This window comes from Croceitalea sp. MTPC5, from assembly GCF_036985505.1.
GTDB lineage: Bacteria > Bacteroidota > Bacteroidia > Flavobacteriales > Flavobacteriaceae > Croceitalea.
The window spans coordinates 33773-55275 of the sequence record NZ_BTGQ01000005.1 but is presented as its reverse complement, the minus strand read 5'-3'; the positions used below and the strand labels follow the sequence as shown (position 1 = coordinate 55275).

Genomic DNA, 21503 nt, shown 5'->3' with positions numbered 1-21503 from the left:
CATGGTATATTACACTACAAATATAAAGTATGGCCCTGCAAATGCCCCTAATTTGATTATTATTCTTTTAATTTGGAATAGCACTAATAAACCAACGGACTTCTCTTTGAACAACTTGACGAAACAACTGAAATTTAGATTTGACTGGCGCGATTACCAGCAAAATTTTCTAACCGGCTTCAAAGAGCATATAACCGACAACCATTTACATGTTGTGGCCCCGCCAGGCTCGGGAAAGACCATCTTAGGTCTCGAAATGATGATACGTATTGGTAGACCAAGCTTAGTGCTGGCACCGACTCTTACCATTCGCAACCAATGGAAAAGTAGGATGAAATCCTTCTTTGATAATGAAGGAAAGTATCACAACTTTTCTATGGACATCAAGAATCCGAAAGAGCTTACATTTTCAACATACCAATCGTTATTTTCGCTGCATAAGTCTTTTGGTATCAACGACAATGAAGCCTTGCTTGATTTTATTGTAAAAAATAATGTTGAAACTTTGGTGCTGGATGAGGCACATCATCTAAAAAACGGCTGGTGGAAATCGCTCTTTGCCTTAAAGGCTATACCGAATTTGACGATTATTGCCCTTACGGCTACGCCCCCATATGATAGTTCTGCAAATGAGCTGGAACGGTATTTTAGTTTATGTGGCCCTATAGATGATGAAATAGCGGTACCTGACCTTATCAAAAATGGAGATTTGTGTCCGCATCAAGACTATGTATATTTTTCTAAGCCTGAACAGGCCGAAATAAAATATATTGTCGCTTATCGGGAGCAAATTATCGCTTTTACCCATAGGCTACTCAGCAATCAAGGTTTTATTGATTTTCTAAAAAACTTACCGATCTACAAAAATGCCAATGACTCATTGGAATTGGTTTATGAAAACACCTCCTTCTTCTCATCGATTTTAATTTTTCTAAAGGCCGCCGGGCAAACCATTGAAAAGGAAAAATTGAAAATACTCGGGTTTAAAGATGGGGAAGCTAACTTTCCAAGTTTTACCTATGAATGGGCCGAAACCTTGCTGCAATACCTCTTAATCGATGAAAGGGAGTATTTTTCGAAAAGTGAGGAATTACTCCTTCCTATCGAGAAAGAACTTCGACGGATAGGGGTATGGGAAAAGCGTAAAATCGATTTTATAGGTGACCGAAGTTTATATAGAAACTTGGCAAGTAGCCCCAGTAAGTTTGAGGGTATACAGGCAATTTTGACGGCCACTTTTGAACATTTAAATAGTAGGACAAAGGCAGTAGTACTTACTGATTTTATTCGAAAAGAATACCTTTCTTTCTCTGGCAAAGACACCAAAAAATTAAGAAAAATAGGCGTTGTGTCCATTTTTCAATATGTTTTGGCACATACTGATCTAGGGCAATATACCGCAGTATTGACGGGAACTTTGATCATATTGCACAAAACGGTTATTGAAGATCTCAAAAGGATATTGGACGTGGAGTCACTCGGAACGGCCAGCGTTGTCTCAAGCAAGTCACATTTTCACATTACAGTGGGTAGTACTGTAAAAAACAAGATGGTGGCTGCCATTACAAAACTGTTTGAACAAGGAAAAATAAAAATACTAATCGGTACAAAATCATTATTGGGTGAGGGATGGGATGCACCGAGTATCAATTCACTGATTCTTGCGTCTTACGTTGGCTCGTTTGTTTCATCAAACCAAATGCGGGGAAGAGCCATAAGAATCGACCCTAATGATTCCAATAAAATTGGGAACATATGGCATTTGGTCTGTATCGATCCCACCGTAAAAGATGGAGGGAAAGATCTAACTGTTCTTAAGCAACGTTTTCTGGCTTTTACCGGGGTGTCCCTCAAAGGAATACCGGTAATCGAGAATGGTCTGTGCCGTCTGAATTTGCCTGAGGAATGGGATGATGAAGCAGATTTGAATACCATCAATACTGAAATGATTCATTTGGCCACCAAAGATACCTCGGTCAAAACGCGTTGGGAGACTGCAATTCAAAATGGCAACGTTCTGGTTCAAGAACTTCGAATGCCCTATAATCGGGACAAGAATTTTACGGAAACAAATCGATTGAATGCCCTTAACGTTGCCAAATACCTCTTTTTTCAAGTGGCGGTTGGCTTATCACTTTTTCTGCCTGAGGTTATTCTAAAAAACCTGGATATCTTATTGGGTAAAGGTTGGCTGACATTTGTTTACATTTTGCTGGCTGGAATTTTGCTAGGATTTGCCCCGGCTACGTTCAAGGCGTTAAAGGTATATTTCCGCTTTGGAAATCAGTTTAAGCGCACCAAAAGGATAGCCCATGCACTGTATCAATATCTAAAAGAGGCAAAACTACTGACGAGCACCACCAACGAAATGGCCGTTTTGGCCTATCAAGAAAAAAATGGTCGATTTTCAATTCATTTAAATGGCGCAAATCAGCATGATGGCAATCTATTCGTAAAGCTATTGGAAGAAATCATAGCCCCTATAGAAAACCCGAGGTACCTGCTTAGGGTACGCAGTGGACTCAAGCAATTTTTAGGATATAAAACCTATTATGCCGTTCCCCTTGTATTGGGAAGGAAAAAGGAAAGCGCCCAGGCCTTCTTAAAATCATGGAAATCCCATATCGGCGGTACCAAGTTGGTGTATACCCGTACCCTTGAAGGAAGAAGATTGCTATTAAAAGCCCGTTTTTCTCATGTTCGCTATCAATTCGAAGAACGGCCCGAAAAGGCGACCAGCTGGAAGTAGGAAGTAAATCAAGTTATATGTTTATCTCCCCAATCAAATAAGGCACTGCATAACCTGAAATTTTAACACGTTCCCCCAAATATTCACATTGTAAGTCGCCGCCACGTTTCGAAAGTTGTTTGGCCGATAAAACTGTTTTACCCAAGATTTTTGACCAATATGGGGTCATAGTGGTGTGCGCAGAACCCGTTACCGGGTCTTCAGGTATACCACATTGCGGTGCAAAAAACCGCGAAACAAAATCTACCGTAGTTCCAGGGGCGGACACTATGACCCCACGACAATCCAATTGATCCAACAAATGAAAATTCGGATTGATTTTTTCGATTTCTTCTTGAGAATTATAGATTAAAAGGTAATCCGTCTTGCCTTTAATGGTCTTTTGAGGTGTTAAACCTATAGCTCCAATAATTTCTGTATTGTTTTGTAATACAATAAGTTCATCTGATGGAAAATCCATGGTCATCAATCCCTCTGAATCTTTTTCAACAGTCAACGCTCCACTTCTAGGCGAATAAAACCGAATGGTTTTTTCAGTATGATTGCGATGGTTAAAGAGCACATAGGCGGAGGCCAACGTGGCATGACCACAAAGGTCAACCTCAGTTTCAGGCGTAAACCAACGTAACTCGAAAGTGTCGTTTTTTTGAACGATAAATGCGGTTTCGGCTAGATTGTTCTCTTGGGCAATCCGTTGCATTAGGTCGGTGGCCAGCCAATCATTTAGAATACAAACTGCAGCGGGATTGCCACCAAAGACCTTCGTTATAAACGCATCAATTTGGTATAAGGGGAGTTTCATAGTATAAAGCTAAAAATTATACCCATGCGACAGGGTGTTTTAAAACTTGAATGAGCTTTTCTTCTTCGCTCCCTTTTTCTGGATGATGGTCATAACGCCATTGTACATGGGGGGGCAAGCTCATCAAGATGCTTTCGATACGTCCGTTGGTTTTTAGACCGAACAACGTGCCCTTGTCATGTACTAGATTGAATTCTACATAGCGGCCACGCCTTATTTCTTGCCAATCGCGATGTTCTTGCTGATAAGGAATATCCTTGCGTTTAGTAACTATGGGTACATAGCCTCTTAGAAAACTATCGCCGATATCGGTAACAAAGTTGAACCAAGCTTCCATATCCATTTCACTATTTGTTTTGCAGTAGTCAAAAAATAGTCCACCGATACCACGGGCCTCATTACGGTGGGCATTCCAGAAATACGAATCACACTTTTCCTTGTAGGTTTTATAAAAATCATGATGATGTTTGTTACAGGCTTCTTGACAAACCCTATGAAAATGACTGGCGTCTTCTTCAAACAAATAATAGGGTGTAAGGTCTTGACCGCCACCAAACCATTGGTCCACAATAGTTCCGTCTTTATCATACATTTCAAAGTACCGCCAATTGGCATGTACCGTGGGTGCAAATGGGTTTTTTGGATGAAGTACCAAACTTAATCCGCAGGCAAAAAAATCAGCATCAGCAACACCAAAGTAATTTTGCATGCTTTTGGGCAGTTCTCCATGTACGGCAGAAATATTGACGCCCCCTTTTTCGAAAACTGCACCGTTTTCAATGACCCTAGTTCTACCACCGCCACCCTCTGGCCGTTTCCAAATATCTTCTTGAAATGTTGCAATACCATCCACTTCTTCAAGTTTTTTCGTAATTGTGTCTTGAAGGTTTTGAATGTAGCTGTAAAATTTATCTTTCATAGACGAGGTGTTATCCATTTGAGCTCTTTAGACAAGGTGTACTAGGTTGTTTGGGTTTTGTGCCAAAGCTTCTTTTGAACTGATCAACACCGAATCTTTGGTCATTTCAAGTAAGAGGGTGGTGATTTTTTCAACAGGTTGCTTCGAATTTTCTTTAAATACGGTTCTTCCAATTCTGTTGTTGTGTAAATCCATGAGTTTGGCCAATTCCCTATTTTTAAAGGCATTTTCATGCCAATCTGTAATCGCTTTGGTCCACAATAGAACCCTCTTTTCGTTTTTAGACCATTTGGTACATAGCTTAGCAATTAAGTAGTTCCAGTAGGCATGTCGAAAAGCATTTGCCGCTGTATTTTGATAATGTGCCTTCCCAAAATATTGGGTTGACACCTTTAAACACGCTTTTGTCGCAACAATAGTCGGATAGGGCAATAGTGGATATCTCAAACACAAGCGCAAAAGGCTCCAGAATGTTGGAAAATCGATGCGTTTTAATGTTCGAAGGATATTCATTTGCAATGATATTAGGAAGCATAACGTTCATAAAGTTCCATATCGACCCAATCACCATTAGATACTCGATGTTCTCTTTCGAGGGTCTTTTTAAATACAAAACTATTTTTCTCTGCAACTTTGATACTTGCGATATTGTCTTTGTGGACAATAATTTGCAAGGTGTCTAGCCCCGCGTCCGTAAATGCCCAATCACTCAATTTGGAAATTATCTTTGTGGTCAGACCCTGCCTTTCATAACGGTAGCTTACGCAATATGCAAATTCTGCTTGTTGTGGCATTTTTTGTAGTTCTTTTAGGTAGACCAGGGCAATAATAGTGCGATTGGTATTTTCTTTTACGATAAAAAGATATTCCTCATTGTTTTGAAATTCCTTTACTTTTTGGTCTACAAACAATTCGGCTAAAGTAGGCGTGAGATTAGCCTTTAGCGTATTTGGAAAATAGTCTTTTAGTCGCTCTGAATTTGAAACTACAAAATCGCATAAGCGCCAAGCATCCTTATGATGTATGGGGGCAACACTATAGTTGTCGAATTCGATTTCCACTTAAACTATTCGGTATATTCTTTAACTGCTTCTATAAACGCACCCGCATTTTCCAATGGAATATTTGGAAGAATGCCATGGCCTAAATTAACAATGTACTGGTCTTTGCCAAATTCTCGTATCATCTGGTGTACCATCCTTTTAATTTCTGATGGTGGTGATAAGAGGCGTGAGGGGTCAAAATTACCTTGTAGGGTAATGTTACCACCGGTTAAGTATCTGGCGTTTCTTGCTGAGCAAGTCCAATCCACACCAAGGGCAGCTGCCCCGGATTTTGCCATTTCGCCAAGCGCGAACCAACAGCCCTTGCCAAATACTATGACCGGGGCTTCATCTTTAAGGGCATCTACAATTTGTTGTATGTATTGAAACGAGAACTCTTGATAATCAGTAGGCGATAACATTCCGCCCCAAGAATCAAAGACCTGCACGGCATTCACACCGGTTTTGACTTTTTCTTTTAGGTAAGCAATCGTCGTATCCGTTATTTTCTGCAATAGTTGATGTGCCGCTTTAGGCTGGGTAAAGCAGAACCCTTTTGCCATGTCAAAACTTTTACTGCCTTGACCTTGAACACAATAACATAGAATAGTCCAAGGAGAACCGGCAAAACCGATTAAAGGGATTTCGTCGTTCAATTTCTCTTTGGTCATGGTAATGGCATCCATTACATAACCTAAGCTATCGTGAATATCGGGTACAATAACGCGGTTTAAATCTTCCGGTTTTCGAATAGGGTTTGGTAAGTAAGGCCCAAAATCAGGTTTCATTTCTACGGTAATATTCATTGCTTGTGGAATCACCAAAATATCACTGAAAAGAATGGCCGCGTCCATACCGTACCTTCGAATGGGCTGTACCGTGATTTCCGAGGCCAATTCTGGAGTTTGGCAACGGGTAAAAAAATCGTACTTGGCCTTTATTTCCATAAACTCGGGTAGATAGCGACCCGCTTGCCGCATCATCCAAACTGGTGGGCGATCTACAGTTTCTCCTTTTAAGGCCCTCAAAAATAAATCGTTTTTAATCATTGATTGAATAGTTTTTAATGGTTGTGGCCAATAGCTCTTCTACAGTTGGAATATTTGAAATAATAATCTTATCGGTATGTTTTTTTGCTTCTTTAGCAGTGGTAGTACCAATACAGAATGCAATACCGTGGTTCAGACTATTCTTTTCCATATAACTGCAGACTCCGCTTGGACTAAAGAATAGCACTCCCTCAAAAGAGCGATCAAATTTTTTGGTATTAAAGGTAGTTCTATACACTTGTATTTCTTTATACCGAATGTTATTTTCCATAAGCGTTTTCGGAAGTTCTTCCCTTCTAAGATTGCCTGAGAAGAACAAAAAAGAATTCTTTTTGTACTTCTTTAGAATAATTTTTGCAAGATCTGAGGCACTTTGTGCAGTTTCAATTATGCGAAAGCCATTACTTTCTAAAACGTGTCTTGTCTTAGTTCCCACACACAATGCCCTTTTTTCCGCTGTATTTGAGAACTGATTTTTTTTGAGGACGGATTTGACGGCATTTTGACTGGTAAATACGTAAAAGTCATGTACTGATTCTGATAACCATTCGAAATGCAGGTATTCTATTGCTATGGCATCATAGTCAAAGACCGTTATTCTAGAACCGCGCAGCAACTCTTTTTGCGAAGCCGTTAGTTTTTTAGTGGACAGAATCGTTGAGCTCATTTTTTATCTCTTCCATCAATTGTTTTCCACCACTTTCTAAAATTTCATAGGCGCAGCTTTTGCCAAAACCTGATGCCTTATTCATCTGACGCTCTTTTTCTATTTCGATGAACGTGCTTCCGTTAAGGGCGTGTAGGCATCCTTTAAAATAAACCGTTTGGTCTTTTATTTCTGCATACGCACCGATAGGTGCGGTACAACCACCTTCTAAAGTGCGTAAAAATTCACGTTCCAGTTGTGTGGTCAACTCACTTTCTGCATGGTTCAGTTGCGAAGAGGCCTCTACGGCGAATGGGTTGTTTTCGAGGGCAACGACCAGCATGGCACCCTGGGCAGGAGCCGGAATCATCCAATCTAAAGTAATGGCATCCTTTGGCAATAATTTGATGCGTTCCAATCCGGCCTTTGCAAAAATAGCACCGTTCCATTCGTTTTCTATGAGCTTGATCAAGCGGGAATTCACATTACCCCGTAAATCAACAACCTTGTGTTTGGGGTACTTTGCCAGCCATTGTGCCTTTCTTCTCAAGCTTCCTGTAGCGATAGTGCCTTGTTGTCCCAAAAAATCGATTCCTTTATGAACCAAGACATCATGAGTCGCCGCACGTTCTAAAACAGCTGTTTTCACAATACCTTTCGGTAATGCCGTGGGCACATCTTTCATGGAATGAACGGCAATATCGATATCGCCTTTTATGAGTGCAACATCTAAGGTTTTTGTGAATATACCGGTAATTCCCAGTTCGTAGAGGGGCTTATCCAATACCAAATCGCCTGTGGACTTTACAGGCACCAAAGTGGTATTATGGCCCAAGGCTTCCAACTTATTCTGAACGGTGGTAGCCTGCCACAACGCCAATTCGCTGTCCCTAGTACCAATGCGAATCAGGTTTTTCATTTAGTATTCAGTTCTAGTTGAAAAACTTTTTGGATCAATGCGAGGCTATCTTCGGTATCTGCTTCAGATTTTCGTAAATGATTGGCGAACTGTTTGGTAATCTTTTGAATGATACGCTCCGATACGATTTCTGCTTGCTCTTGATTGAAATCAACTAGCTTTTTTGAATGAAAGTCGAGTTCTTCTTCTTTCATAACCATTAATTTCTCTTTAAGGGCATTTATCACCGGGGCGAACTTTCGCGTTTCCAGCCACTTGACAAAGTCATTCTTTACTTCGTCAATGATGGTATACGCTTTGGGAATATATGCTTTTCGACGTTTTAGGTTTTCATCGGTAATCTGAGAGAGCGCGTCTAAATGTACCAAAGTAACGTTTTCTAAATCGGTGACATCATCAGCCACATTCTTCGGTACCGACAAATCTAGGATCAAAAGTGGTTTTTTGGTATGTAAAAGCGCTTTAGAGACGGTAGGCAATTGTGCACCGGTAGCGACCACCAAAATATCAGACTTTCGAATCTCTGTCTGCAAATCGCCATAATCTTTGACGACCAGCTGAAATTTACCTGCAATTGCCTCGGCTTTTTCCTTGGTTCTATTGATTAAGGTAATGTGCGCGTTATCGGTGTGTTTGATTAAATTCTTACACGTATTTCTACCTATTTTTCCCGTTCCGAAGAGCAAGATGTTTTTATCGGAAACCTCATCCACATTATTCAGGATATACCGCACTGAAGCAAAAGCTACTGAGGTTGCCCCTGAAGAAAGTTCTGTCTCGTTCTTGATGCGTTTACTCGCTTGAATGACCGAATTGCATAAGCGCTCTAAGAACGGATTGGTCATCTGATGTTTCTTCGAGCGTGAAAAACTCTGCTTTATCTGGCTTATGATCTCAAAATCACCTAAGATCTGACTGTCAAGTCCGGTCCCCACTTTGAAAAGATGGTTTATGGCATCATGGTTTTTATAAACATAGGCGACCTCTTGAAATTCTTCTATAGATCCTTGGGTATGGTCACAAAGCAATTTTATCAACTGGTACGGATGTTGTGCAAAACCATAGATCTCGGTACGATTACAGGTCGATATGGTCAGTAGACCCTCTATGCCCTGCTGTTTTGCACCCATGATGATGGCGTCGATCTTCGGAATATCCAAACTAAATTTTCCCCTGACCTCGGCTTCGGCCTTTTTGTAGCTCAAACCTACCGCGTAGAAAGAGGGATGTTTTGAAATATGGTAATTCTTCATGAATCGTAAACCTGATTGCAAAACTAAGTGTGTAAAAAACCAAAAAATAACGCTAGCGGAACAATTAATGCCAGCAGCGGATTTAATCATTGCCTTTTTTGTCAAAATCTGCTAAAAACATTAGTTTTAGTACTATTAAAAAGAATTTGGTTATTGTTTAGAGCGATTCTAAATAGCAATCCAAACTGATGATTAAACGAATTTGATGAAAGAAAATGTCGCTATCGGTTCATATGATGAAATTCTCGTTGATGAAGGGTTCTATGTGCTTAAGATCCAAAATGATACCGAAGACCACAAGACCATAGTGCGGGCTATTGACAGCTCGTATATCCAATTCCATTTTGCCTTGAAGGGCAGTATCAAGTTTTTGTTCAATGAAGGGGGCTATGCCCTTGAGGTATCTGAAGAGAACTCCCTTTTATTGTACAATACCCAAAAAGATTTACCCATGAATGTCGTATTGCAGCCCAGTTCTTGGATGCTTTCGGTGGTCATGACCATTCGAAAGTTTCATTCGTTGTTTTCAAGTGAGGCGGAATACATTCCTTTTTTGAGTGATGTATCAGGGGAGAAAAAATACTATTCGCAGGAGGTGCTTTCCCCCGCCATGGCCGTCGTTTTGAGCCAGCTCATGAACTATAACCTGCATCCGTCTATAAAAAGACTTTACATCAAGGGAAAGGTCTACGAACTGATATCACTCTATTTCAATAAAACGGAGGATGCCAATTTGGAACAATGTCCGTTTTTGGCCGATGAGGATAATGTGCGTCGTATTCGTCAAGCCAAGGAAATCATAATCGCCAGAATGGCCGAACCCCCGACCTTGGCAGAACTTTCAGAAGAAATCGGATTAAGCCTTAAAAAATTAAAAGAAGGTTTCAAACAAATCTATGGCGATTCCGTATTTGGGTTTTTATTTGATTACAAAATGGAATACGCCCGAAAAATGTTGGAAACTGGCAGGTACAATGTCAATGAAGTAGGGCTTAAGGTCGGTTATAGTACGGCAAGCCATTTTATCGCCTCGTTCAAAAAGAAGTATGGAACCACCCCTAAAAAATATTTAACTTCAACTACCTAAAATTTAATATCATGAAAACCGGTAAAGCGATGAGCCTGCTTTTATTCTTAGCAGTTACCTTCACCTTCGGGCAAAGTTATATCGAACCCCCTGAAGAATTCGTAACCCCAATCCCTGAATTGGTATTGATCTACAGCAAAACTTCAGGGTATCGTCACCAATCGATTGAAAAAGGGGCAGAAACCCTTAAAATGATCGGTAGGGAAAATGGTTTTATCGTTTTGAGGACGGAAAGCCCAGAAGACATTAATCCACAGAACTTGAAGAACTATAAATTGGTGATTTTTTTAAGCACCACTATGGATGTCTTGAACAATACCCAACAGCGCGCTTTTGAAAACTATATCAAAAGTGGTGGAAGTTTTATGGGAATCCATGCTGCTGCCGATACGGAATATGAATGGCCTTGGTACGGAAAATTAGTTGGGGGTTATTTTGACAGTCATCCAAACGATCCAAATGTAAGAAAGGCGACCATTGATGTTGTCGATAATACCCATGCATCCACATCACACCTATCCAAGACTTGGGTGCGTAACGATGAATGGTACAATTATAAGAACCTGAATCCTGATGTTAAGGTACTTTTGAAGTTGGATGAATCAAGCTATGAAGGGGGAACCAATGGTGACAACCATCCTATTGCATGGTATCATGAGTTTGACGGTGGACGTGCTTTCTATACCGGTGGCGGACATACCGATGCATCTTTTGACGAACCTGAATTTAAAGAACACTTATTAGGCGCTATCGAGTGGTGTTTGAAAAGAACGGATACCCAATAATTGAAAATATACATGGAAAGACGTAAATTCTATCAAACCGTTGGCCTAGGGACCCTTGGGGCAACGGCATTGATTTCCTGTGCCGAAAAGACAGAGGAGCCTATGGTTCGGAATAACAACTGTAGTTTTCAGGTAACACCAGAACTTTCGGCAAAGATGTATGCCAAGGCACTGGAAATTACCAAAAACAAGGTAAGGGGAGGCGAGAGTGAGCCTTTTTTCAAAAAACCTTTTGTCGATGCGGCATTCTCAGATAACATTTTTCTTTGGGACACCTGTTTTATCGTATGTTTTGCCAAATACCACCTCGATGAGTTACCGGTTTATCAGGCCCTTGATAATTTTTATGAACGTATGGAAGAAGACGGTTACATCTGTCGAGAGTATCGCAAAGATGGCCGCCCGTTATGGTCAAAAGAACACCCTGTTTCCATTAATCCGCCGCTATTGGCCTTAGCGGAAACCGAGATTTACACAGTGAAAAAAGATAAAGAACGGTTGAAGTATGCGTATCCTATCCTAAAAAAGAACTTCGAATTCCATGTCAATCGTTATCAAGGTGAAGACAAGTTATTTTGGGGCGATACCTTAGGTATGGGTATGGACAATATTCCCAGGTTTCCAAGAAATTGGACTACGGATGAAGGCAATGGTATGACCCATCATGAACTTGGCGATAAACTAGGGAAAATGAGCGGCTCTACTGGTGAACAACGATTAAACCAGTTCATCGCTGAATATGTGGAGACCTTACAGGGCGTTTGGAACGAGGAGGGTCGATTGGTTGATTTTACCGCTCAAATGGCCATGTATGCCCTACAATTAAAATTTATTGCCAACGAAATCGGTGTTACTGGCGATATCGCTGATTATGACACTTTTCATGCTGAGGTAAAACAAGCTTTGAACGACTTATGTTGGAACGATACTGATGCCTTCTACTATGATTTGGGTTATGGTAAGCAAATCAAACGCAAACATATTGGCATGTATTGGACGTTATTGGGCGAACTGGTACCCGAAGAAAAACAAGATACGTTTTTAGCGCATTTGACCAATACGGATGAATTTTATCGTAAAATCCCATTACCGGCACTTTCTGCTGATGACCCTGATTATAGGGGTTGGGGCGACTATTGGCTAGGGGGTGTTTGGGCACCGACTTCGTATATGGTCTTAAAGGGGTTGACGGCAAATGGCAAACATGGGTTGGCAAAGGATTTAGCGGAAAAAACATATGGTGCCATAGCAGAAGTCTTTGAGGCCACAGGTACGTTTTGGGAAAATTACGCACCAGATTTAATTTCGTACGGCATGCCGGCCAAAAAGGATTTCTGTGGTTGGACGGGATTGGTGCCCATAGCCATTTATAACGAATACATAAAGGGAACTAAGTAACCCGATTCTTTACTAAGCGTGTTTTTTGGGGTCAACTGCCACACCGGCTAATCTAAACAATAGGTAAACTACGTATAAAGTAGTAAACCCCTTATCATGAGAACTTTATATTTTTTTGTATTCGTTGGCACTATGCTATTATTTTCTTCTACGGCATGTTCGGATAACGAAGAAATCGTACCGGAGGAAGTTACTCCCGACGAATCCAGTGATGATGCCGACCCAGACCAGGACGGCACGGACGAGGACATTCGCGTTTTATTATTTACCAAAACCGCTGGCTTTGATCACAATACCAGAAATGAAGTTGAGGCCATGGTAACCCAAATTGCTTCTGACTTAGGGTTCGAAGTTACTATTGATGATTCGGGGGATGAATTTGCTTCCACCCAAAACCTAAATCAATTTTCAGTTATTTTTTTCGCCAATACCTCAGGTAACACCTTGACAGCTTCGCAACGTAATAATGTCGAGGATTACGCTGCCCAAGGCGGTCATTTTATTTCGAATCATGCTGCAAGCGATGGATATGGTCACAGCACTGCAAGCACCGTGTCTGGTAATGGTAAGGGTGAATGGGACTGGTATGCGGAGAACGTAACAGGTTGTAGCGTTCGAAACGGTCCAAACCACACTGCTCAAAATTTTTCTGCAACAGTAACTGTGCAAAGCCAAAATTCAAAGCTGACAAATGGGATAGTTTTTCCTTGGAACGATAATGAAGAATGGTATTACTGGGAAGGTGGTTATTTGAACGCTTCCTTTACTGAGTTCTTGCAGGTATCTGATACAGGTACAAACACCTATGACGACCCGAGGATGACGGCGCATTATTGGGAAAGACCCGACGGTGGAAAAAGCTTTTATACCAGTATGGGGCATGCAAGGAACAAGTACTCTGATTCAGATTTTGTACAATTAATGCAAAACGCATTTGAACTTATGCTGAAATAATTGCTGCTAAAGGGGCCTCGCTACGATAATGCCAATATTGTTTTTGACTTTTTTCAAATAATCAACTAAAGGTTCTTCAGTAATTTTGACCGTTCCAGAAATTGAGGCGTGCAATAAGTGTATTCGCCCATTTGGTTGTTTGATGGCAATTCCGGTATGGGTAACATCCAACCCTTTTATTGAGGTAGCCAACGCGATGATATCACCCGATTGTAGGTTTTCTTCCTGCTTTGGAATGTCTGCTTGCGGTAAATAGCATAAGGCTTTCTTTGCTAATTCGGCTTCAGTCTCTAAAATACGCTGATAGTTATCGTCATCTTTTAAAAACGGATATAGTTCACGATGGGTACCCATAAAATCAATCGGTTTTTCAACTGAAATACCACCAAGTTCGTTGGTGATATCCTTTAGCAATCCTTTTTGTTCATTGTTGCGAATCCAATCGGTAAAATAGTGTAAACGAGAGGGGTACCCATCCAATTCTTCATTTCTATACCGAATGGTCTCTATCTTTTCGGCAAAATCAAGAAAATCGTTTTTTCCATCTTTTAAGAGCAAATTAAAGGCAAGTACGTTCTCGACAAAAGTGGTACAGTCCAATCCTCTTAGGTTGACGACCAAGGATTCCTTTTCACCAATTTCTAAGGTTTTTTCAATGTATGGAGTTCCTAAAAATGAAGTTCCGACAAGAATAAGCGGATTCTCAGATTTTGAGTCTTCCGCATTTTTAAAAGCCTCCATTTTTTGAGTGAAAATCGTCTTATCCGCAGGGTCAAAAGTAATTTGCGAAAGCCCGTTGTAAAAAATAAAAATAAACAAGGCCAGCGTTAGAATAAATTTCATGATGGTGAAGCTTTCAATCAAAGTTATTTATTTCTCCATAACAAAAGTTGTTCCAATTAATAAAAGTTAAATCAGGTTCATATTGTATTTTTGCAACTTAAAAAATAAGCTGTGCAAAAAGGAGTATTATTGGTAAACTTAGGCTCTCCCGATAGTCCAACCGCAAAAGATGTCAAACCGTATTTAGATGAGTTTTTAATGGATGGTCGTGTCATCGACGTTCCACCTTTATTACGAAACCTTTTGGTGCGGGGTATTATTTTACAGACACGGCCAAAAAAATCAGCAAAGGCGTACTCCAAGATATGGTGGGACGAAGGTTCGCCTTTGATTGTAATTTCAGAACGTTTTACTGAAAAATTGAGGGAGCATACCAAACTTCCCGTTGCTTTAGGTATGCGCTACGGCAGTGGAAGCATTAAGGAAGGTTTACAAGAACTGGCTGATAAAAATGTCGATGAGGTGCTGTTGGTACCCATGTATCCGCATTATGCGATGTCTTCTTATGAGACCGTGGTGGTCAAAGCTATGGAAGAACAGCAAAAACACTTTCCCAACATGCAGGTGACGACCATGCCAGCATTTTACAGCAGTGCTGATTATATCAAGGTGCTTGGTGATAGTATCGCCGAAGGGTTAAAGAATTTTGAATACGACCATGTGTTGTTTTCGTACCATGGAATTCCGGAACGGCATATTCGAAAATCAGATCCTACCAAGTTCCACTGTAAAATTGATGGTAGTTGTTGTAAAATAAATTCCGTGGCCCACCATACCTGTTATCGCCATCAATGTTATGACACCACTGAACTGATAAAATCGTATTTGGGGTTGCCCGAAGAGAAAGTGAGCACCTCATTTCAATCCCGTTTGGCCGGTGACCCATGGTTGAAACCCTATACCGATTATGAGTTCGAGCGTTTTCCAAAAGAGGGTAAGACCCATTTGGCCGTCATCACCCCTGCTTTTGTATCGGATTGCTTAGAGACTTTGGAAGAAATCGCAATGGAAGGGGAAGAAGAATTCAAAGAAGCTGGTGGTGAGCAATTCAAACATATTCCTTGTTTGAATGATCGTGATGATTGGGTGGCTTTAATGGCGAAATGGATCAAAGACTGGGAAGAAAAAGCCGTCTTGCCTGTTTAACCATTCCGTTTTTTCAGAATTCCCTTCGGGTTCAGCAATCATCTTGAGCGCCCGCCTGACGGACAGGCAATCGAAGGGACTGCATTTAATGGCGGTCGTCTTGACCAACTTAGTTTTATAGCATAATTATGGCCAAAGTTTCATCTGATGAACTGGGTGCGGAACCCATAGGTAAGTTGCTTGTCAAGCAAGCGGTGCCGGCATCCATAGGCATTTTGGTAATGTCCTTGAATATTTTGGTCGATACCATTTTTGTGGGCAATTGGATAGGGTCCATCGCTATTGCTGCTATCAATGTGGTGCTTCCCGTTTCCTTTTTTATAGCGGCCCTGGGCATGGCCATAGGCATAGGTGGCTCTAGTATTATTTCGCGTGCCCTAGGTGCCGACAATAAGCAAAAAGCGCTAAAGACGTTTGGCAATCAGATTTCCCTGACATTATTGGTAACCATTTCGATGGTTGCCTTGGGAATGTATTTTGTCGATGATTTGATTCCCGCCTTTGGTGGTAAAGGAGCGATTTTCGAGCCTGCCAAAGTATATTATGTCATCGTTTTGTATGGCGTACCCTTTTTGGCCCTGTGTATGATGGGCAACACGGTGATTCGTGCCGAGGGCAAACCTAAATTTGCCATGATAGCCATGATTATCCCTTCAGTGGGAAATCTTGTATTGGACTACATCTTCATATTTGTTTTTGATTGGGGAATGCATGGAGCTGCCTGGGCAACCACAGCAGGATATTTGTTGTGTTTTGGGTATATCCTCTATTTTTTCCTATCCAAGAATTCTGAACTGAAAATCAACTTTCGCTGTTTTGTTTTTGATTCCAATATCTTAAAAGAAATAGGTTCTTTGGGCTTTGTCACTTTGGCGCGACAAGCGGTTACCAGCGTGACCTATTTGTTGTTGAACAACATCCTTTTCAATTTGGGTGGGGAGCCCTTGGTTGCGGTCTACGCCATTATTGGGCGCATGCTAATGTTCGCATTGTTTCCCGTTTTTGGGGTTACCCAAGGCTTTTTACCCATTGCAGGATTTAATTACGGTGCCGCCAAGTATGCCCGGGTCAAGGAATCGATCTACACCGCAATCAAATATGCCGCTTTGGTGGCAACTTTGGTATTCGTTGTTTTGATGGTTTTTCCTGCCGAAATCGCCGACTTATTTTTAAGTGACCGAACAGACCTTCCGGCAAAAGATATGGAAACCAATGCCTACGTATTGAAACATGCACCTTTGGCAATGCGTTTGGTCTTTTTGGCCACTCCGATTATTGCTTTGCAGCTCATAGGGGCAGCCTATTTTCAAGCCGTTGGCAAGGCAGTTCCTGCATTGTTGTTGACCTTGACCCGTCAAGGCTTCTTCTTTATACCCCTTATTTTGATTTTGCCCGGTTTTTTTAGTGAAATGGGCGTTTGGTGGTCGTTCCCCATAGCCGATGTCTTGGCGACTTTGGTTACTGGGTGGTATTTACGAAAAGAGATACGAAGCTTGAATTAAGAATCGATTTTAGCGAACATAAGATTTTTGACACCGAAATTTGAAATTGAAAAACCGGTCACTTTTCCCTTTTCCTTTAAAAAAGTAAGTTGAAAATTGAAGTAGTTGCTACCTGTAAAAGTTGCTTCACCTTGTTGCGCCAATTTCATATGGCCCAATCGATGGTGTTTGAGAACAAGTGCATCATTCTCATAAAGAACCTCATAGGTGGTTTTAAGTTCTTCACTGGCATAGCTGCCCATAAATTCCTTTATATTGTTCTTGAATGCGGTAGTCGATTTTGATTTTGGCAGCAGGTCTTGATTTTCTTTTTTAGACCGCTCTTCATTTAAATATGTATCTGCAATTTCAAACCCTTTTTTGAGGATGTCATAATGTTCGTCATTGCTTAAGGTGATTATCGTAAGGCCATCATCAGGAAACCTTGCCAAAAACGCTCGAAAACCGGCATCATGTCCGCCATGACTCATAAGTCTGTGGCCTTTATGGTTCCATATCAGTTGTCCTTTAGCATGGTAAAGGGTATCCTTTTGGGTTTGTCTATAAACTACGGCCTCGCCATTTTCAAAAGTAGAAACCCTATTGAACCTGCGGATTAACTTTTTATCCCCGACCACAGGATTGTCATAATTGTTGGCCCATTTTGCCAAATCTTCAACGGTGGTGAATAGACTCGTGGGGCCTACATTGGAATAGTTCAGCTCTTTTTTGCTGTAACCGCCATTTTTGAATTCATACGAGTAGGCCCTGTTTTTCACCACCTTTTGATGGTCATCATGAAATTGGGTATGATCCATTTGAAGGGGTTCAAAAATTTGTTGTTTGGTAAATTCGGCAAAAGATTGTCCGCTGATTTTTTCAACAAGTTTGGCCAAAAGGGTATATGACGTATTGCAGTAACCAAAGGCGGTACCTGGTTCAAAATTCAATTCTTTTTGATTATATGCCAAATCTAGAATCTGTTCTGTGGTGATAACATCTTCAAGTGACCATCCGGCTAAGGTTAATAAGGCCCACTGATCCCGCAAGCCACTTGTATGTGATAACAAATGTTTGATTTTAATGATTTTTCCATAATCGGGCAATTCAGGAAAGTAAGCACGAACATTATCGTCAAACGAGATTTGTCCATCTTTTTCGAGAAGATAAATGGCAAAGGCAGTGAATTGTTTAGAGACTGATGCCGCATGAAAAATGGTTTGCGATGTTATGGGTACATCGTATTCCAACGTGGCCTGGCCATATCCTTTTTTGAAAACAATAGTGCCGTTCTTGACTACTGCCACTGCAACACCAGGGGTATTTTCATTGTAGGATGCAAATAAACCATCAATGGCCTTTGCCACATTGTTGTTGTTTTGTGCAAAACCATGAATAGACACCCATAGCAAGAAGAACTGTAAAAAGGGATTCGCAAGATTTTTCATAGAAAAAACGTAAATGAATTGGGTGTTTACTCTGGCATTAAAGTAGCCGCTTTGCTGATTATTTTCCATTGGCCTTCAAGCCGTTTCAACAAAAAAATATCAATAAAGCGCATGTTGCGTTCGGGAATGTCAATCTCAGCAGTGGCAGTTGCAATATCATTTGAAATAGCTATGGCCAAGATCTTACCATAGCGTCCGTTGAATTTGCCCCGTTCACGCTTTTCAAAAAATTGACTGTATTCCTTTGGGCTAAGCACATAAAGTTCTTGATCTTCCTTGTACAAAAATAAAGGAGCATCTTCATAAAAAGCAGAAGCAATAAGTTTCGGATAGCTATACGATGAACCTTGCATATAGCGATTCAAAGTTTCGCGAACTTGGGCTTCATCGGTTTGCGCAAATAAAATGGCTGTGAACAAAAGTGAAAGGGTGAAAACTAAGTTTTTCATTAGGATGTTTTTAAATGTGCGTTTAAAATGTTTAATGATGTCAACTATATTTTCTTAAGTACGATGTCAGGTCGAGCGCAGTCGAGACCCTATACTGTTCTCGATTTTAAGAGCCTCTTGACTGCCTGCCTTGTCAGCGCACAGGCACTCAGAGGTGACAGCTATTGAATTTATTGGCCTTTATCTTTATTAAATGACAAATCTTAAGTCGAACCCACGTTAATTAGGGTTGTTTTTTGGAACTTATTCGGGTATACTTGAAGATTTGTGCATTGGTTTTATTCGTATGATTTTTCCATCTTCTTCATCAGTCAACATATAGAGTTTTCCATCAGGACTTTGCCTCACTTTTCGAGAGCGTACCCGATCATCAATGAACAATTCTTCGGCACTTTTAATCGTTGTTCCCTCAATTCGAAATCGCCATAAACTTCCCCTAGAAAGCCCAGGAACAAAAAGGTTGTTTTTCCATTGTGGGAATTCATCCCCGGTATAAAAACAAAGACCGGTCGGTGCTACGGTGTGTAACCAAAACCAGATGGGATCGGTTAACGTTTTTTCATCCAGTTTAGGGGGCGTATAATCTTTACTTCGTAATTTACCCGTAGTACTGCTTGGCCATCCGTAGTTCGCGCCAGCCTCGAGCTTATTGATTTCGTCGCCCTGAATGGTGCCGTGCTCCGTGAACCAAAGTACATTGGTATCAGGTTGCAGGGCAATTCCCTGTGAGTTTCGAAGTCCAATGGCATAAAGGCCCGGCACGGCATTTTCCCCAAAATCAGGATTGTCATGAGGGATACTACCATCATCGTTGAACCGAAAGATTTTGCCCCTAGTATCTTGAACATCTTGTGCAATGGGAACGGTAGGTTCATCACGTTCCCAAAAAAGGCGTTCCCCAACAGTGAGGTATAATTTTTCATCAGCTCCGAAAACCATTCCTCCCCCATAGTGGTAATCGTCTTTCGTATAAGGTTCGGCTAAAAGAATAGTTTGAATAGCAGTCAGTGAATCACCTTCAAGTTTTGCCCGAATGAATTTTGTTGTGCGTCCTACGCCTGGCTTTTTTGAGGCATAGGAAACATAAATCAATTGGTTTTTGTCAAAGTCAGGATGTGTAATCACTTCATACATACCTGAATTGTCACCAAAATGAACTACACCGATACTATCGGTAAGGTCTGTTGGAAAGCCTTTGATGACTTTTTTTGTTTTTGCCCCCAAATTAACCAGTACCAGACTTCCATTTTTTTCAGAGACCAACGCCTCCTGTTCTGATAAAAAGGCAATGCTCCATGGCTTGTTCAAACCTGAAAAGACGATTTCCTTTTGTGGCAGGGGAAACCCAGTGTCGGGAATTTCTTTCTGAACACATCCTAAACAAGACAGGCAAAGAATCAAAAAGGTACAGCGCATGACGGGTTGTTTACCTCAAATCTCGACGGATTCTGGGCAAAATCCTTTAAAAAACATGATTCTTAAAACGATTTTAGGTGGTAATCGAACCAAATTCTTTTCTAAAAGAAGAAGGGGTGTGTTTTGTCATGGTCTTAAAAGAGAGATTAAATGAGGTCACATTGCCAAAACCACTATCATAAGCTATAGTGACAATTTTTTCGTGGGCATATTCCTTTGAAATCAAGAGGGTCTTTGCTTTTTCGATACGAAATGAATTCACAAAGTCAGAAAAGTTAGTACCATCATGTTCGTTGATGGCCCGTGAAATATTTCGAGAAGAAGTACCCACTAGGTTTGAGACCTTTTCAAGTGTCAATTTAGGATCTAAATAAACCTCTTCGTTCTCAAAAAGTAATTTTATCTTTTGCATAAGACTTTTCGAAGTGGAAGCATCCAACTTAGAGTCTTGATACTTTTCCAATGTAAAACTGTGCCGTTTAAGCAATAGAAAAGAGAACGCGTATACCAGTAAAGAGAAGAAAATTGCCCCACCGATATAAAACGGAATCAGCCCAAGAAAGTTACCTATATAAAATGCACAGATCAATCCGACACCTACAATCAGGTTTCGGTACCATGCTGTTATTTGCCTTGTTGTTTGGGCTTTTTCCTTACCTAGTAAATACGCAGACAAACCCGTATAAAATGCTAAATGAACAAATACGAGCAGGTATATGATTTTTGAGATAAGATCAAACTGATTCGGGATGATACTACAACAAAGTGCAAAAAGCAAAAATGGGATGAGATGAAAATAGTCTCGGTTTACAGCCTGTTTTCTTTTTTTCAAAAGCGCTTTCCCATATAACAAAAGCATAGGGCCGACCAAGAGTATTCCAGAAATTCCAAGATTACGTTGCCAGGCTTCAAGCTGTACATATTCATTCAATACAGATTTGCCAATTCTTATGGTCAACCCCAGAATAATGAGGGCAAGAAATTTATGGGCCATACTATTCCCCTTTTTTAAAGAAAACAGGTATAGCATCAAGAAGAGGGCCTGAACCAAGCCTATGAAACTTAAGACTAGAATGATAGTATCCGTATCCATCATGCTTCTCTGAAGGTTGTTTT

General features: G+C 40.8%; 20 protein-coding genes. 7 read left to right on the top strand and 13 right to left on the bottom strand.

Features of this window, described 5'->3' with window-relative positions:
• The first annotated feature begins 1 nt into the window (after position 1).
• Complete coding sequence (locus tag AACM45_RS15490; protein ID WP_339143858.1) at positions 2-2749, top strand: DEAD/DEAH box helicase family protein; 2748 nt, start codon at positions 2-4, stop codon at positions 2747-2749.
• Positions 2750-2762: 13 nt separating this feature from the next.
• Here the strand turns inward: AACM45_RS15490 and AACM45_RS15485 are convergent, their stop codons facing one another.
• From AACM45_RS15485 to hemA, 8 genes are read right to left on the bottom strand one after another with little or no spacing between them, the layout of a single operon-like run.
• A complete protein-coding gene (locus tag AACM45_RS15485) occupies positions 2763-3551 on the bottom strand; it encodes a PhzF family phenazine biosynthesis protein (RefSeq protein WP_339143857.1) in 789 nt (262 codons plus the stop codon).
• A 16-nt stretch (positions 3552-3567) separates the two neighbouring features.
• Positions 3568-4470 (bottom strand): oxygen-dependent coproporphyrinogen oxidase, encoded by a 903-nt coding sequence (gene hemF, locus AACM45_RS15480; RefSeq protein WP_339143856.1) that lies wholly within the window; start codon positions 4468-4470, stop codon positions 3568-3570.
• A gap of 27 nt (positions 4471-4497) precedes the next feature.
• The gene (locus tag AACM45_RS15475) at positions 4498-4983 is read right to left on the bottom strand and encodes a DUF6973 domain-containing protein (protein ID WP_339143854.1); all 486 of its coding nucleotides are present in this window, start codon (positions 4981-4983) and stop codon (positions 4498-4500) included.
• 11 nt (positions 4984-4994) lie between these two features.
• Complete coding sequence (locus AACM45_RS15470) at positions 4995-5531, bottom strand: GNAT family N-acetyltransferase (RefSeq protein ID WP_339143853.1); 537 nt, start codon at positions 5529-5531, stop codon at positions 4995-4997.
• Between the two features lie 5 nt (positions 5532-5536).
• On the bottom strand, positions 5537-6562 hold the full coding sequence (gene hemE / locus AACM45_RS15465; protein ID WP_339143852.1) for a uroporphyrinogen decarboxylase: 1026 nt from the start codon (positions 6560-6562) through the stop codon (positions 5537-5539).
• Positions 6555-7229: a uroporphyrinogen-III synthase gene (locus tag AACM45_RS15460; protein WP_339143851.1), complete on the bottom strand. Its 675-nt coding sequence runs from the start codon at positions 7227-7229 to the stop codon at positions 6555-6557. Before AACM45_RS15460 ends, hemE begins: the two co-directional genes overlap by 8 nt.
• On the bottom strand, positions 7204-8127 hold the full coding sequence (gene hemC / locus AACM45_RS15455; RefSeq protein ID WP_339143849.1) for a hydroxymethylbilane synthase: 924 nt from the start codon (positions 8125-8127) through the stop codon (positions 7204-7206). Before hemC ends, AACM45_RS15460 begins: the two co-directional genes overlap by 26 nt.
• Positions 8124-9380: a glutamyl-tRNA reductase gene (gene hemA, locus AACM45_RS15450; protein WP_339143848.1), complete on the bottom strand. Its 1257-nt coding sequence runs from the start codon at positions 9378-9380 to the stop codon at positions 8124-8126. The genes hemC and hemA overlap by 4 nt, the downstream gene beginning before the upstream one ends.
• 205 nt (positions 9381-9585) lie before the next feature.
• Between hemA and AACM45_RS15445 the strand changes: the two genes are divergently transcribed.
• The 4 genes from AACM45_RS15445 to AACM45_RS15430 all read left to right on the top strand — a co-directional run bounded on the left by AACM45_RS15445 (position 9586) and on the right by AACM45_RS15430 (position 13604).
• Positions 9586-10467 (top strand): AraC family transcriptional regulator, encoded by an 882-nt coding sequence (locus AACM45_RS15445; RefSeq protein WP_339143847.1) that lies wholly within the window; start codon positions 9586-9588, stop codon positions 10465-10467.
• 11 nt (positions 10468-10478) lie between these two features.
• A complete protein-coding gene (locus tag AACM45_RS15440) occupies positions 10479-11252 on the top strand; it encodes a ThuA domain-containing protein (RefSeq protein WP_339143846.1) in 774 nt (257 codons plus the stop codon).
• Between the two features lie 12 nt (positions 11253-11264).
• The gene (locus tag AACM45_RS15435) at positions 11265-12650 is read left to right on the top strand and encodes an MGH1-like glycoside hydrolase domain-containing protein (RefSeq protein ID WP_339143844.1); all 1386 of its coding nucleotides are present in this window, start codon (positions 11265-11267) and stop codon (positions 12648-12650) included.
• Between the two features lie 96 nt (positions 12651-12746).
• Complete coding sequence (locus AACM45_RS15430; protein ID WP_339143842.1) at positions 12747-13604, top strand: ThuA domain-containing protein; 858 nt, start codon at positions 12747-12749, stop codon at positions 13602-13604.
• 6 nt (positions 13605-13610) lie between these two features.
• Here the strand turns inward: AACM45_RS15430 and AACM45_RS15425 are convergent, their stop codons facing one another.
• Entirely contained in the window at positions 13611-14447 is an 837-nt protein-coding gene (locus tag AACM45_RS15425) for an N-acetylmuramoyl-L-alanine amidase-like domain-containing protein (RefSeq protein ID WP_339143841.1), read from the bottom strand.
• A 111-nt stretch (positions 14448-14558) separates the two neighbouring features.
• Here AACM45_RS15425 and hemH point away from each other — a divergent pair, with 111 nt between their 5' ends.
• Both hemH and AACM45_RS15415 read left to right on the top strand, forming a co-directional pair.
• Positions 14559-15593 carry a ferrochelatase gene (gene hemH, locus AACM45_RS15420; RefSeq protein WP_339143840.1) on the top strand — a complete coding sequence of 345 codons (1035 nt, stop codon included), beginning with the start codon at positions 14559-14561 and terminating at the stop codon, positions 15591-15593.
• A 128-nt stretch (positions 15594-15721) separates the two neighbouring features.
• Positions 15722-17095 (top strand): MATE family efflux transporter, encoded by a 1374-nt coding sequence (locus AACM45_RS15415; RefSeq protein ID WP_339143839.1) that lies wholly within the window; start codon positions 15722-15724, stop codon positions 17093-17095.
• Here AACM45_RS15415 and AACM45_RS15410 read toward each other — a convergent pair.
• The 4 genes from AACM45_RS15410 to AACM45_RS15395 form a co-directional block, all read right to left on the bottom strand.
• Positions 17092-18522 (bottom strand): serine hydrolase domain-containing protein, encoded by a 1431-nt coding sequence (locus AACM45_RS15410; protein WP_339143837.1) that lies wholly within the window; start codon positions 18520-18522, stop codon positions 17092-17094. The genes AACM45_RS15415 and AACM45_RS15410 overlap by 4 nt on opposite strands.
• 26 nt (positions 18523-18548) lie before the next feature.
• Positions 18549-18971 (bottom strand): nuclear transport factor 2 family protein, encoded by a 423-nt coding sequence (locus tag AACM45_RS15405; protein WP_339143835.1) that lies wholly within the window; start codon positions 18969-18971, stop codon positions 18549-18551.
• A gap of 243 nt (positions 18972-19214) precedes the next feature.
• Positions 19215-20387 carry a PQQ-dependent sugar dehydrogenase gene (locus tag AACM45_RS15400; RefSeq protein ID WP_339143834.1) on the bottom strand — a complete coding sequence of 391 codons (1173 nt, stop codon included), beginning with the start codon at positions 20385-20387 and terminating at the stop codon, positions 19215-19217.
• Positions 20388-20460: 73 nt separating this feature from the next.
• Complete coding sequence (locus AACM45_RS15395; RefSeq protein WP_339143832.1) at positions 20461-21483, bottom strand: helix-turn-helix domain-containing protein; 1023 nt, start codon at positions 21481-21483, stop codon at positions 20461-20463.
• Between the last annotated feature and the right edge of the window lie 20 nt (positions 21484-21503).

What these genes read in the sequence shown, in the direction of transcription:
- hemC (WP_339143849.1), bottom strand. Translation starts at nt 8,127, where the DNA reads ATGAAAAACCTGATTCGCATTGGTACTAGGGACAGCGAATTGGCGTTG.
- AACM45_RS15395 (WP_339143832.1), bottom strand. Translation starts at nt 21,483, where the DNA reads ATGATGGATACGGATACTATCATTCTAGTCTTAAGTTTCATAGGCTTG.
- AACM45_RS15490 (WP_339143858.1), top strand. Translation starts at nt 2, where the DNA reads ATGGTATATTACACTACAAATATAAAGTATGGCCCTGCAAATGCCCCT.
- AACM45_RS15440 (WP_339143846.1), top strand. Translation starts at nt 10,479, where the DNA reads ATGAAAACCGGTAAAGCGATGAGCCTGCTTTTATTCTTAGCAGTTACC.
- AACM45_RS15485 (WP_339143857.1), bottom strand. Translation starts at nt 3,551, where the DNA reads ATGAAACTCCCCTTATACCAAATTGATGCGTTTATAACGAAGGTCTTT.
- AACM45_RS15415 (WP_339143839.1), top strand. Translation starts at nt 15,722, where the DNA reads ATGGCCAAAGTTTCATCTGATGAACTGGGTGCGGAACCCATAGGTAAG.
- AACM45_RS15400 (WP_339143834.1), bottom strand. Translation starts at nt 20,387, where the DNA reads ATGCGCTGTACCTTTTTGATTCTTTGCCTGTCTTGTTTAGGATGTGTT.
- hemA (WP_339143848.1), bottom strand. Translation starts at nt 9,380, where the DNA reads ATGAAGAATTACCATATTTCAAAACATCCCTCTTTCTACGCGGTAGGT.
- AACM45_RS15410 (WP_339143837.1), bottom strand. Translation starts at nt 18,522, where the DNA reads ATGAAAAATCTTGCGAATCCCTTTTTACAGTTCTTCTTGCTATGGGTG.
- AACM45_RS15405 (WP_339143835.1), bottom strand. Translation starts at nt 18,971, where the DNA reads ATGAAAAACTTAGTTTTCACCCTTTCACTTTTGTTCACAGCCATTTTA.
- AACM45_RS15425 (WP_339143841.1), bottom strand. Translation starts at nt 14,447, where the DNA reads ATGAAATTTATTCTAACGCTGGCCTTGTTTATTTTTATTTTTTACAAC.
- AACM45_RS15430 (WP_339143842.1), top strand. Translation starts at nt 12,747, where the DNA reads ATGAGAACTTTATATTTTTTTGTATTCGTTGGCACTATGCTATTATTT.
- AACM45_RS15460 (WP_339143851.1), bottom strand. Translation starts at nt 7,229, where the DNA reads ATGAGCTCAACGATTCTGTCCACTAAAAAACTAACGGCTTCGCAAAAA.
- hemF (WP_339143856.1), bottom strand. Translation starts at nt 4,470, where the DNA reads ATGAAAGATAAATTTTACAGCTACATTCAAAACCTTCAAGACACAATT.
- AACM45_RS15475 (WP_339143854.1), bottom strand. Translation starts at nt 4,983, where the DNA reads ATGAATATCCTTCGAACATTAAAACGCATCGATTTTCCAACATTCTGG.
- hemE (WP_339143852.1), bottom strand. Translation starts at nt 6,562, where the DNA reads ATGATTAAAAACGATTTATTTTTGAGGGCCTTAAAAGGAGAAACTGTA.
- AACM45_RS15435 (WP_339143844.1), top strand. Translation starts at nt 11,265, where the DNA reads ATGGAAAGACGTAAATTCTATCAAACCGTTGGCCTAGGGACCCTTGGG.
- AACM45_RS15445 (WP_339143847.1), top strand. Translation starts at nt 9,586, where the DNA reads ATGAAAGAAAATGTCGCTATCGGTTCATATGATGAAATTCTCGTTGAT.